The 12,846-nt window shown below is 37.7% G+C and carries 9 protein-coding genes and 1 pseudogene; 6 read left to right on the top strand and 4 right to left on the bottom strand.

Going from position 1 to position 12,846, the window contains the following annotated elements; genetic code table 11:
* The first annotated feature begins 28 nt into the window (after positions 1-28).
* The 4 genes from aroD to V5M36_RS10645 all read left to right on the top strand — a co-directional run bounded on the left by aroD (position 29) and on the right by V5M36_RS10645 (position 6,371).
* Positions 29-892 (top strand): type I 3-dehydroquinate dehydratase, encoded by an 864-nt coding sequence (gene aroD / locus V5M36_RS10660; protein WP_338558782.1) that lies wholly within the window; start codon positions 29-31, stop codon positions 890-892.
* Positions 893-913: 21 nt separating this feature from the next.
* Positions 914-2,371 (top strand): right-handed parallel beta-helix repeat-containing protein, encoded by a 1,458-nt coding sequence (locus V5M36_RS10655; RefSeq protein WP_338558779.1) that lies wholly within the window; start codon positions 914-916, stop codon positions 2,369-2,371.
* A gap of 68 nt (positions 2,372-2,439) precedes the next feature.
* Positions 2,440-3,786, top strand: a complete 1,347-nt coding sequence (locus V5M36_RS10650; RefSeq protein ID WP_338558778.1) for a carbohydrate porin — start codon at positions 2,440-2,442, stop codon at positions 3,784-3,786.
* Between the two features lie 152 nt (positions 3,787-3,938).
* Positions 3,939-6,371, top strand: a complete 2,433-nt coding sequence (locus tag V5M36_RS10645) for a glucose/quinate/shikimate family membrane-bound PQQ-dependent dehydrogenase (RefSeq protein WP_338558777.1) — start codon at positions 3,939-3,941, stop codon at positions 6,369-6,371.
* Between the two features lie 82 nt (positions 6,372-6,453).
* Here the strand turns inward: V5M36_RS10645 and V5M36_RS10640 are convergent, their stop codons facing one another.
* A complete protein-coding gene (locus V5M36_RS10640) occupies positions 6,454-7,263 on the bottom strand; it encodes an IclR family transcriptional regulator domain-containing protein (protein WP_338558776.1) in 810 nt (269 codons plus the stop codon).
* A gap of 146 nt (positions 7,264-7,409) precedes the next feature.
* Here V5M36_RS10640 and pobA point away from each other — a divergent pair, with 146 nt between their 5' ends.
* Together pobA and V5M36_RS10630 are read left to right on the top strand one after the other, a co-directional pair.
* Positions 7,410-8,627 carry a 4-hydroxybenzoate 3-monooxygenase gene (gene pobA / locus V5M36_RS10635; protein WP_338564155.1) on the top strand — a complete coding sequence of 406 codons (1,218 nt, stop codon included), beginning with the start codon at positions 7,410-7,412 and terminating at the stop codon, positions 8,625-8,627.
* A 388-nt stretch (positions 8,628-9,015) separates the two neighbouring features.
* A pseudogene (locus V5M36_RS10630) lies at positions 9,016-9,699 on the top strand (IS982 family transposase).
* Positions 9,700-10,166: 467 nt separating this feature from the next.
* On the opposite strand, the gene V5M36_RS10625 reads toward V5M36_RS10630, so the two are convergent.
* From V5M36_RS10625 to V5M36_RS10615, 3 genes are read right to left on the bottom strand one after another with little or no spacing between them, the layout of a single operon-like run.
* Entirely contained in the window at positions 10,167-10,463 is a 297-nt protein-coding gene (locus V5M36_RS10625) for a YciI family protein (protein WP_338558774.1), read from the bottom strand.
* 32 nt (positions 10,464-10,495) lie between these two features.
* Complete coding sequence (locus V5M36_RS10620) at positions 10,496-11,839, bottom strand: OprD family outer membrane porin (protein WP_338558772.1); 1,344 nt, start codon at positions 11,837-11,839, stop codon at positions 10,496-10,498.
* Between the two features lie 55 nt (positions 11,840-11,894).
* Positions 11,895-12,797 (bottom strand): MBL fold metallo-hydrolase, encoded by a 903-nt coding sequence (locus V5M36_RS10615; protein ID WP_338558770.1) that lies wholly within the window; start codon positions 12,795-12,797, stop codon positions 11,895-11,897.
* Positions 12,798-12,846: the final 49 nt, after the last annotated feature.

Here is a 12,846-nt window from a genome sequence, read left to right as displayed (position 1 = left end):
GAATACTGCCGAATCACAGGGAAGTATAATGATGAATTTAAATCACTTTGCAAAACAATTATGTCTTGCTGTTTCTATTTCACTGACTTATGCAGCGGCGCAGGCAGGCATCGTAGATAAAGAAAACTCTCCTGCAGTTTACCACGTTAAAAATTTGAATATTGGCGCATTGCCGGTCAAAACCATTGTTCCAATTACTGCAAAAACTAAGCAGCAGGCTTTAGAACAAGCAAAAATTATTGCTGAAAATCCGAATGCAGATATGGCTGAATTTCGTATTGATTTACTGGATTTTGCATCCGACACTAAAGCGGTGATTGAACTTGGTAAAGAGCTGAATCAAGTTTTCAAAAATAAACCGTTAATTGCCACAATTCGTACCGCGAATGAAGGTGGTCAGTTAAAAGTATCTGATGCTGAATATGAGAAAATTTACATTGAATATCTAAAACAACCGTTTATGCAGTTGTTAGATATTGAAATGTTTCGTGAGCAAAACAGCGTTATAAAATTGATCAACTTGGCACATCAAAAAAATGTGTTGGTGATTATGTCAAATCACGACTTTGATAAAACTCCTACGCAGCAAGACATTGAACAACGCTTATTAAAACAAGATCAAATGGGTGCAGACATCCTCAAAATTGCAGTGATGCCAAAGTCTAAACAAGATGTACTGACTTTAATGAATGCAACACTCAATGTCAGTCAAAAAAGTAAAAAGCCATTATTGACCATGTCGATGGGACGTCTAGGCACGATTTCACGTATTGCCACAGCCAATATGGGCGGCAGTATGAGTTTTGGCATGATTGGCGAAGCGTCTGCGCCTGGTCAAATTGATGTTGCTCAATTAAAACAATTTTTAAAAACTGTTCAGCCAACCCCTTAATTTTTGGACAAGGATATCGTCATGAAATTAGCTTCACTACGTTTAACAGCATTGACATTAGGCTTAGTTGCTTCAGGACTTGCAGCGGCAGAAACCTATATAGTAGACCGTTATCAAGATGATAGCGACAAAGGTTCATTACGTTGGGCGATTGAACAATCAAATATTAATACTGCACAAGAAAATGAAATCCTCATTCAAGCGGTAGGTAAAAAACCTTATATGATTAAAGTAAATCAACCTTTACCGCCCATTAAGTCCTCTGTGAAAATTATTGGAACTCAATGGGAAAAAACAGGCGAATACATTGCTATTGACGGTTCAAATTATATTAAAGGCGAGGGTGCTAAAGCTTGTCCTGGGGCAAACCCTGAACAGTATGGTACCAATGTACGTACTACGACTTTACCAGGTTTAGTTCTACAAGATGTTAATTCTGTAACTTTAAAAGGTTTGGATATTCACCGTTTCTGTATTGGAGTTCTCATTAATCGTTCAAGCAACAACCTGATTCAGCATAACCGTATTAGTAATAACTATGGGGGTTCAGGCGTCATGCTAACAGGTGATGATGGTAAAGGTAATCCAACTTCAACCACCACCAACAATAACAAAGTGCTCAATAATATCTTTGTAGATAACGGTGATGGTTTAGAGTTAACACGTGGGGCAGCATTTAACCTTGTTGCAAATAATCTTTTTACTTCGACTAAGGCGAATCCAGAGCCATCACAAGGCATTGAAATTCTTTGGGGCAATGACAATGCAGTAGTGGGTAATAAATTTGAAAACTATTCTGATGGTTTACAAATCAATTGGGGTAAACGTAATTACATCGCCTACAACGAGCTATCGAATAACTCGCTCGGTTTCAATTTAAGCGGTGATGGCAATATTTTTGATAGCAATAAAGTACATGGTAACCGAATTGGTGTCGCAATCCGTTCTGAAAAAGATGCCCAAGCACATACAACGTTGACCAAAAACCAAATATGGAATAATGGAAAAGACATAAAACGCTGTGAAGCTGGCGGTTCATGTGTGCCAAATCAGCGCCTAGGCGCAATCGTCTTTGGTGTTCCAGCACTTGAACATGCAGACTTTGTCGGTTCTCGCGGCGGTGGCGTAGTGATTGAAGCAGCGAATCTGCAAAAAACCTGCACCAAGCTTAATGAGCAAGGCTGTAATGCCATACCGAATCAAGCTATACAAGCGCCTTATTTACGCGCAGATAAGTGGCAAGTACTTGTGACGACTAAAGGCCAGCCAAATCAGCGCTATGAAGTTGAATTTTTTGGAAATACTAATGCTAAATCCAAAGAAGCTGAGCTTTATTTAGGTTCCGTGACGCTGATTACGGATGCTCAAGGCCAAGCAAATTTAAGCTGGAAACCTGAACAGAAAGCGGCATCGATTACCGCAACGATTACAGATATTCATGGGGCAACTTCAGAGTTAAGTAACGCCATTAATTTTTAATATATATAGGTACTTTCAGGGTCTGAAAGTGCCATTTTTTTTGATTGAATGATGCTAAGGATCAGCACATGAAACAGGTCGTAAATAAATTTACAGTTTTAGTTACCTCTATACTTTTTGTACAGGCTGCATTTGCCAGCGAGCCGTGGTCACAAGACCGTAAATGGCTCTTAGGGGACTGGAATGGAAATCGTCAGCAATTAGAACAGCAGGGATATAAATTTAACGTATCTTTTATTAATCAAAGCGCTGCCAATTTAGACGGCGGCTACAATGACGATTCGGAAATATTGCATGCAAGTCAGCTGACCTTGGGCACACATCTGGATTTAGAAAAAATAGCAGGCTGGAATGATACGCAAGGCAGTATTTCTATAACTAAGCGAGACGGTCAGTCGTTGTCGGCAGAACGTATTTCTGATCCGAGGGCCAGTCAGTTTAGCAGTGTCCAAGAAATTTATGGACGCGGACAATCTTGGCGCTTGACTCAAGCTTGGATTAAAAAAGGCTTTTTAGATAAAACCTTACAATTCAAAATTGGACGCATGGGCTTATCTGAAGATTTTAATGGATCACATTGTGAGTTCCAAAATCTAATGCTATGCGGCGGGCAGCTCGGCAAAACCGTAGGCAGCATTTGGTACAATGGCCCAGTGTCGCAATGGGGCTTAAATATTAAATATCAATTTGCACCAGAGTGGTCTATTGCTGCCGGCATATATGAAATAAATCCTGAAAATAGTTTAGAAAACCGCGGTTTCAACCTGACCATGGACGACACTGAAGGTGCGCTTATTCCAGTTGAATTGGCCTGGAAACCGAAATTGGATGTTTTTAATGGCCTGTCAGGTGAGTATAAAGTTGGCGTATTCTATGCAACAGCCGATGCATCAGATGTGAAAACCGATGCAAATGGCGAGATTGCGCTTCAAGCGAATGTGGGAAAGATTCATGATCATAAATCCAGTATTTGGTTAAATGCTCAGCAGCAATTAACTGCAAAAGCTGATCAGCCGAATCGGGGCCTATTTGCCTCAGCAAATTTTACTTATAACGACAAAGCAACGACCACCGTGGAATCAACGCAGCAAATTGCTTTTTGGTATAAAGGCATTTTAGATAACCGTCCGAATGACAGTATCGGATTAGGTTTGGCCCGTTTTGACGTGAATAACCGGGTGAGAGACCGCCAAAACTATAGCAACGAAGTCAATGGACTGACTGCATATGATTACCAGAATTCATTATATGCACCCCTTCAGTATGATGAATTAAATGTTGAGCTGAACTACACCTATCAATGGTCACCAGCGATTATGCTGCGGCCAAATCTGCAATATGTTCATCAGGCTGGCGGTGTGAAGCAGGTCGATGATGCTTGGATTGCGGGCTTAACAATGCGTCTAAACTTTTAATTATTTTATTGAACCGATGAAGGTTTCGCAAATATTCAACAGCTAAAGTATTGCGTTGTGCTTTAACTTAAATCGATTCTATGCAGCATGATTTTTGAACTCGTTGAAATGCTTCCTTATTTAAGAATCCTGTGGTTACTGGAGTAAAATTCATGTCTGAACAACTATCTTCTAAAGCCCACCCCGTATTTAAGATATGGTGCTTTATACTGGGTCTCGCGCTACTCATTACTGGGTTATTTTATATTGTCGGCGGTGGAAAATTAGTGAGCCTTGGCGGCTCATGGTATTTCATAATTTCAGGTATTATAATTACATGTTCTGCATTTTTTATCTTTAAAAAGAAAGCAGTAGGTGTCGCATTATTTGCTTTGGTTTTTGCAGGTACGCTCATTTGGTCTTGGTTTGATGCAGGCTGGGATTTTTGGGCTTTATTTTCTCGCTTGATGTTTCCTGCTGGTGTCTTTGCAGCTTTATTGTTTACTTTACCCGCGATTCGTCGTTATCAAGGACAAAGTACCTTGGTTGTACCTGCGTATACATGTGCAACAGTTGTCGTTATAAGTATGTTGATTGGTTTTTACCAAATGTTCCAGCCACATCCAACTGTAACGGCGTCTGATCAGGAATTATCACTCATACCAGTCGAAGCAGATAAGCAGCAAGTCAATTGGCAGCATTATGGTAATGATACTGGTGGTAGTCGTTTTGCAGCATTAGATCAAATTAATCGAAATAACGTAAAAGACTTAAAAGAAGTTTGGCGTTTCCAAACAGGCGATTTGACCACAGGTTCAGGGAATGGTGCTGAAGATCAAGTCACTCCTTTACAAGTGGGAGATAAAGTTTTTATTTGTACACCCCATAACAACATTTTTGCACTAGATACCGATACAGGTAAGCAACTTTGGAAAGCTGAAGTCAACTCAAAAGCAGATGCTTGGGAGCGTTGTCGTGGTGTTGCCTATTTCGATTCTACTCAACCATTGATACAACCAACATTGCGAGGTTCCAGTCCAGTCACTGCGGTTGCTAGAGATACCGTTTGCCCTCGTCGAGTTTATACCAATACACCAGATGGACGCTTAATTGCCGTGAATGCCGATACTGGCGAGCGTTGTCAAGATTTTGGAGTTAATGGAACTGTCAACTTACTTGAAGGCTTAGGCGATGGAACAGTAGCTCCACGTTTTGAAGTGACTTCAGCACCAACCATTGCGGGTACAACAATTGTCGTTGGTAGTCGTATAGCAGATAACGTAGCGGCAGATATGCCAGGTGGTGTTATTCGTGCTTATGATGTGATTACTGGTCAATTACGGTGGGCATTTGATCCACGAAATCCTGAACCAAATTATGTATTGAAACCTGGTGAAATTTATAAACGTAGTTCTGCAAACTCGTGGGCTGCAATGTCTTATGATCCGCAAATGAATACCGTGTTTTTACCGATGGGTAGCTCATCTGTAGATGTATGGGGAGGCAATCGACAACCCATAGATCATAAATATAATTCTTCGATTTTGGCTCTTGATGCGACCACAGGCAAAGAAAAGTGGGTCTATCAAACCGTACATAATGATCTTTGGGATTTTGACTTACCGATGCAACCTAGCTTGGTTGATTTCCCTATGAAAGATGGCACAACGAAACCTGCTGTGGTGATTGGGACAAAATCTGGACAGTTTTTTGTTCTTGATCGTGTGACAGGTCAATCGTTAACCAAAGTGGTTGAACAACCTGTTAAACCTGCTGATATTCCAAATGAGCAATATAGTGCAACACAACCACGTTCCGTTGAAATGCCACAAATTGGCAATCAAACGATAACTGAATCAGATATGTGGGGTGCTACGCCATTTGATCAGTTGATGTGCCGTATTAATTTTAAATCAATGCGTTATGACGGGTTATTTACAGCACCAGGTACAGATGTATCATTAAGCTTTCCAGGTTCTTTGGGAGGAATGAACTGGGGCAGTATAGCCTTTGATCCAACGCATCATTATATGTTTGTGAATGATATGCGCTTAGGTTTATGGATTCAACTGATTAAACAGACGGCAGAAGACCTTAAGATTCAAGCTGACGGTGGTGAAAAGGTCAATACAGGCATGGGCGCTGTACCGATGAATGGAACACCATATAAAGTGAATAAAAACCGATTTATGTCTGTTTTGGGTATTCCATGTCAAAAACCACCTTTTGGAACCATGACCGCGATTGATATGACTACGCGTCAAATCGCATGGCAAGTTCCATTAGGCACAGTTCAAGATACAGGTCCAATGGGAATTAAAATGATGATGAAAGCACCGATAGGTATGCCAACGATTGGAGGACCAATGGCGACACAAGGTGGTTTAGTCTTCTTCGCGGCAACTCAAGATTACTATTTGAGAGCTTTTAATTCCTCTAACGGTCAAGAGCTATGGAAGTCACGTTTACCTGTCGGCAGCCAAGGCACACCGATCAGCTATATATCCCCAAAAACAGGAAAACAGTACGTTATTATTTCTGCTGGTGGTGCACGTCAATCTCCTGATCATGGCGACTATGTGATTGCATATGCTTTAGATAAGTAATATATCAATGCTATAAAAAGAATCTATTCTGAATAAAGCCTACTGGTTTAATACTGGTAGGCTTTTTTGACGATTGATCTCATTAAAGGATTGCTCTAATTTCATAAGCCGTATTTTGAAGTAAAGGTAAAATACTTTGAATGAGATATTCCTCTGTAACACGGTTAATTTGTGACATACAGTTCAATGCTGCAATGGTTTTACCTTGACGATCTAACACTGGTAAAGCAATTGCGATAACGCCAAGTTCATGTTCTTCTTTAGATAAGCAATAATTTTTCAGTGCCACTTGATTAAGTACATGATAAAACATTGATTCATCTTGAAGCGTAAAAGGCGTTAGACGTTTTAAACCATATTTACTGAACCAGTTTTTTTGTTCTTGTTGATTTAATGCTGCAAGTAGAACTTTACCCGTAGATGTTGCATGAGCAGGCAAACGATTTCCCAAATGCATACCATCAGGACTGGTACGCATATTATCTAACTGAGGGAAAAAACTTCGAGCAATAGGCACGATTTCATCATCATCTAAAACGACGATTGAAAAAGTGAGCTTTGTTTGCATACATAAAATATTTAAAAGAGGTTGCGCAACTTTTGGTAAATATGCAGAGCTTAAATATGAACTCGAAAAACGAAGAACTTTATGTGTTAACCAAAAGTAATGCCCATCCGTTTCTAAATAACCTAAAAATTTTAAAGTTCGCAAGTAACGTCTTGCCGCAGTTCGACTGACTCCTGTACGGTCAGCAATTTGAGTTGAATTAAGCTTTTGTCTATCAATCCCAAAAGCCTCTAACAATGCTAAACCTTTGGCAAGCCCAGAAATATAATCATCATTAGTGATTGTTTCACCTGAAGTTTTATTTTCAATTAAATCATAACGCATGAAGCATCCTTTTCAATAAATCATCAAATCATAATTTTGTCCGATATACGGCAAAAAAAACCGTATTACGGTCAGATTTCATATTTTACTATAGCTGAAATTTTATAAAAAACTTAGTTTAAGTATATGGACAGGGAGTACATATGATGGAAATTTTAAATACTAAAGTTGCAATTATTGGTTCAGGACCTGCAGGATTATTACTTGGACAGCTTTTGTATAAAGCGGGTATTGAACATATTCTTATTGAACAACGTAGTGCAGAATATGTTTCTGCACGTATTCGTGCTGGTATTCTTGAACAAGTTTCGGTTGATTTACTTAAACAAGCAGGCGTAGATCAACACTTAAATGAGTTTGGTTTACCTCATCATGGCATAGAGATTTTAAGCAATGGTGAAAAACATCGTATTGATTTATCAGCTTTAACGTATGGAAAACAGGTGACAGTTTATGGTCAAACTGAACTTACTAAAGATTTAATGCATGCACGTAATGAAGCAAAACTGACTTCATTTTACGAAGCAAATGATGTGAAAATTCATGAATTTTACAATGAACCTTATGTAACTTTTTATAAAAATGGTATTGAATATCGTGTGAATTGTGATTTTATTGCAGGATGTGATGGTTATCATGGTGTATGCAGAGCAACAGTTCCACAAGATAAAATTAAAACTTTTGAAAAAGTTTATCCATTCGGCTGGTTAGGTGTTTTAGCAGATGTACCGCCCGTATCTGATGAATTGATTTATGTTCGGTCTGAACGTGGCTTTGCACTTTGTAGTATGCGATCAAGTAAACGAAGTCGTTATTATTTACAAGTGCCTTTAACTGATAAAGTCGATGAATGGTCAGATGAACGTTTTTGGGATGAACTTAAAAATCGCTTAGATTCAGAAAGCCAAAAAAATCTAATCACAGGCCCATCTATAGAAAAAAGTATTGCACCATTGCGTAGTTTTGTCACTGAGCCAATGCGTTTTGGAAATTTATTTTTGGCTGGTGATGCAGCCCATATTGTTCCTCCAACGGGTGCTAAAGGTTTGAATTTGGCTGCATCTGACATTGCATATTTATCCAGTGCACTAATAGAGTATTACCTAAACTCTTCTAAACAAGGTCTTGATGAATATTCTGAAAAATGTTTAAAAAGAGTATGGAAAGCTGAACGTTTCTCTTGGTGGATGACTCATTTATTACACCACTTTGAAACTGAAAGTGATTTTGATATTAAAATTAAACAAGCTGAGCTTGATTACATCTTGGAGTCTGAGGCGGGAAAAAAAACATTAGCTGAAAACTATGTAGGCTTACCTTATGAGCTTAAAAGACTGGAAAAAATTAAAAACATCAGTTGTTAATTTTAAGTAATATTTATAAAAAAGGAGCATTGATTGCTCTTTTTTTTATTTCTTATAGATATTCAATATTTTCAGATTTTTTAATTTAAGCTTTACCATTAAAAAATGCAATTCGTGAATAGAAGTGAAATGATTGAGAGCTATAATGAGACCTTTATTAAGTTAGTTCATCATTGATTTGACTATTTATATTTCCGATCTCTTACAATTGAGAGAAATTTATTTTTACTAGGTTAAGATTTTAGTTGAAGGTGAATATAAAGTTAAGAAATATAAGCCTCAATATCTTCTTAAATAATCCGAATCGCGGATAAGAAATTAACATTAAAAATAAGAGGACTAGAGCCATCAGTTAAGTGATCGCACCACACCTAAAGCTCTAGTCCTGATGTTCAATATTACTAAATTATTCTGCGTAATTGATGATTTCTTTCTTAAATTTGAAGCAATTTATTGGAAGTTTCTAAAACAAAGTCGTCAGTCTAAATATGCTTTACATCTCGCCTTAATGAAAGGTCAACACAGCCAATATTTAAAGGGTGATTCAACCACTTTATCCGTCTTTAAAAATCAACGGATTCAACGCCATAAATCATTAGCCAAAATTGCATCTCGTGGTAAAAGCTCCATGAGCTGGTTCAATGGTTGTAAATTAAATATTGCGATGAATCAATTCGGTGAAATCACTCGTTCAACTTTGTAGAATGGTCATAAAGCTGACATCAAAATGGTTGAGGATTTGGTTGAAGGCATGGAAGGAAAAATTTATGAGGATCGCGGCTATATAAACCAAAATTTAAAAAGCAGACTGAAAGATCAAGGTATAGATTCGATTATCTATCATAGAAAGAATATGCAGTCTAATCAACTCTGTGCATCAGATGAATATCATTTAAAGCAACGCAATAAAATAGAAACGTTATTCAGCTTATTAAAAGGTCAATATAATTTAGTGACGAGTAAAGCACGTACTATTCATGGATTTCTCAGTGGAATTTACGCATCTTTATGTGGATATAAATTAACACATCGAAATAAGCCAAAAATTCAAATTATGGAATCATTGGCTTAAACAGGATTCGGGTTAAACAACATATACGCTACATTGGTACTAATGCTAAAAATTGCAAATATGGGCTATTAAGCTTATGACGAATGAGATCAAGACTGACAGTAGCTGAGACAAAATGCTGTCGATAAATCATTTTATAGTAGATCTGGTTCTATTTTTTATACTAAATTCAAATTTCATTAAATCACCTATCGGAATCACTTCAAAAATTACCAAATAGCTTAATGCCTAAAAAATATAAAGACTGATTGGTCGATTTAAATTATCAAACCTCATCATTTCAAGATTCGCTGATAAAAATTGAGAGACGTTAATTAGTGATTGTTCAGATTTTTATTAAATATTTATAAACTGAACTTAGAGGTAGAAATGAAAATTTAGAGATTTACAAATCTTCCAGTGAATTGTAAATCTCATGAACATTGATAACAGAAACTGTATTTTAAAATCTAAGATACTTAAGTTGATTACAAACAAAATTTACCGTCAATATAGGCTTTTCTCCAGCATCCTATTTTGATTTTTTCAAATAATCCGCCCGTATAAAAGGGATCATGTTCAATGAAATTTTGAGCAGCATCTCTTGTATCGACATCAATGATATAAACACCACCGCCTAAATCAGAACCGTCATCATTTAACTTGGCACCACAAGCCAGTAAAAGTTCAAGTCTTTGATTTAAAAAATCTAAATGTTCTTGACGCAAGGCTTGTCGTAATTCTTGATGATTCTCTTTATCCCAAGTTTCGATAATATAGGGCATAATTTTTCTCCTCTTTAACTTTAATGTTTTTATTAAAATGAAAATGGATATTCAAGAATTAAGCGAAACTCATCGATATTGGTATAACGATAACCTTGAGTTGCTCTATGCGTCGCTTGGCGTAGACGAACATCTAAATCTTTAGCAAAACCAGTTTTAATTTTGTAGCGTAGCTCGACGTCTCTTTCCCAATGTTTATTATCAATACTTTGATCATAGATATGACGTCTTGTATAAAGGGGATTCGTACTTCCTGTATTATCCATATCCCAGCCATATAGATAGCGTGTCATCAAAGATAGCCCTTCAATGCCATAAGGTGAAAAGTCAATTTCATATTTCACTTGAGCTGATTTTTCTTTAGCTTCACTGAAGGTTGCAAATTGCACACTGTTGGGAATGCTGGCGATCCCGCCATTATTTTTGAAACCGATCCAATCAAAGGGTTCATCACCCAAAACCTGTTGATAAGCTAAACTAAAACTGTGATTGGATAATTTATAATTACCCATTAAAGAGAAAATACCAGTACTAATATCTCCCCCTGTAGCATCACCAGTATCTCTATTCAAATAGTTGTTGGTTTGTAGATTTAAACTGGATTGAGCATTGATTTGATGTTTGTATTTTGCCCCGAGATAATATTGCATCCAGACATTTTCTAATTCAGATACATATAACGATGTCTCTATATTATCTAAGGCATATGTTCCGCCCAAATAGCCAACATAATCACCTTGAATTCCATTGTTATAGTCAGTATTGAAATAGTTCAAGCGGTCTGTGGAGTCAACAGGACTCATTTGAGTGAAATAACCAAAATCTAAGTTAAGATTTTCAAAACTTTTATCCGTAATCGACAAACCTGTCGACATGGAAGGAAGTAGGCGAGAGTAGTTCGTGCCAATAATTGGATTATTCGGAAACTGATTACCAATTAATGCATTGGTTTGATTGTATTTTGCACGTAATGCACCGCCAAATTCTGCAGTCGCAGATTTCGGTTTGCCATTCGAGTCCAATTCTAAATTATTTGTACCAGTTCGATAGCCATCACTATCGAGTTTTAATGCAACTAAGCCATAAGCATTTAATCCAAACTGTACAGGCGTATCGGTCCATCCTGTTTCCATGTTGGCAATAAAACCTTGTGCCCATTCTTCGCGATAACCTTTACGTTCAGATATCGGTAACTGAGCGTTTTGACCTGCAGAGTTGTATTCGCCTTTGCGAAAGTCACGATTGAAATAATAGTTTTTTGCGAGCACCTTAAATTGAGTGTCATCAACAAAATCAGCATGAGCAATGTTGATACTGGTTATGGATAGGCAAAGCGTCCCCATAACCAGTAAATTTTTATTTACTGGTTTTTTCATTTTTAAATCCTTTTAAAATATTACAAACAATAATCCAAAGCTTTGGATACTTTTACTAAACGCGAGCCCAAGTATCCGAAGGCTCAAAGATAAATCCATTATCTTGTTTACGAATATAACCACAGTAGGGGTCACCAAAATGGACAGGCAACAGGAGCGCTTCTCGGCTGACTGCACGCTCTAAACATTCGAGTCGACTTTTTCGGGCAATATCGGGCCAAATACAATAACCTGAATTGATTTCTGGGCGAACAATTTGGAGTGGGCTATGGAAGACATCGCCACAAAAAATAGCTTCTTCTCCTTGAGAGCGGACTCGGAAGGTGACTTGTCCTGGGCTATGACCGGGTGCGGGTTCTACGACTAAGCAGTCGGCAATTTCAGTATGAGGTTGAATAAATTCGACCAAACCTTCGTTAAAAACGGGCATTACGCTATCGAAGAAAGAGTCACCAAAAACATCAATAACGCCAGGCTCTTTATTTTTACCTTGGTGGCAGAAATCAAAATCTTCTTTAGGTAAATAGTATTTTGCATTGGGGAATGTTGGAGTCCAACGATTATCTTTCCAAATTGTATTCCAGCCCACATGGTCTGAATGTAAGTGGGTAATCACCACATGGGTTACTTTTTCTGGAGCAGCACCAGCAGCAGTCATCCATTCAGTAATCAAATTATTGAGCATATGCATACGTGGGATTTCAGGACGCTCTTTGAAATTTCCGACACCTGTATCAATCACAATAATATTATTGCCAGCATGCACCACCCAAAACTGAATACTGACAATCAGACGATTCATTTCTGGAATCCAATGATGCGGTGCCAACATGTCTTTATATTCTTCTAATAAGCTTTGATCTGCCGTTGGAAATAAAAACTTTGGATCATGGCTTGGGCCAGCATATTCATGGATTCGGGTTACTTTTACTTCACCAATCATTCTAGATTCAATCATGAGTCACTCCTTAACATTTATTAAATTTTTCTTAAATTCGTTCATATAC

Origin of the sequence: Acinetobacter sp. KS-LM10 (genome assembly GCF_036896575.1) — a bacterium.
Taxonomy (GTDB): Bacteria; Pseudomonadota; Gammaproteobacteria; order Pseudomonadales; family Moraxellaceae; genus Acinetobacter; species Acinetobacter avistercoris.
The sequence above is the reverse complement of the archived record's forward strand: the minus strand, read 5'-3'. Positions and strand labels throughout refer to the sequence as shown.

Bases quoted from the DNA above. Each gene is read 5' to 3' on its own strand.
- aroD (WP_338558782.1), top strand. From the start codon at position 29: ATGATGAATTTAAATCACTTTGCAAAACAATTATGTCTTGCTGTTTCT.
- V5M36_RS10655 (WP_338558779.1), top strand. From the start codon at position 914: ATGAAATTAGCTTCACTACGTTTAACAGCATTGACATTAGGCTTAGTT.
- V5M36_RS10650 (WP_338558778.1), top strand. From the start codon at position 2,440: ATGAAACAGGTCGTAAATAAATTTACAGTTTTAGTTACCTCTATACTT.
- V5M36_RS10645 (WP_338558777.1), top strand. From the start codon at position 3,939: ATGTCTGAACAACTATCTTCTAAAGCCCACCCCGTATTTAAGATATGG.
- V5M36_RS10640 (WP_338558776.1), bottom strand. From the start codon at position 7,263: ATGCGTTATGATTTAATTGAAAATAAAACTTCAGGTGAAACAATCACT.
- pobA (WP_338564155.1), top strand. From the start codon at position 7,410: ATGGAAATTTTAAATACTAAAGTTGCAATTATTGGTTCAGGACCTGCA.
- V5M36_RS10625 (WP_338558774.1), bottom strand. From the start codon at position 10,463: ATGCCCTATATTATCGAAACTTGGGATAAAGAGAATCATCAAGAATTA.
- V5M36_RS10620 (WP_338558772.1), bottom strand. From the start codon at position 11,839: ATGAAAAAACCAGTAAATAAAAATTTACTGGTTATGGGGACGCTTTGC.
- V5M36_RS10615 (WP_338558770.1), bottom strand. From the start codon at position 12,797: ATGATTGAATCTAGAATGATTGGTGAAGTAAAAGTAACCCGAATCCAT.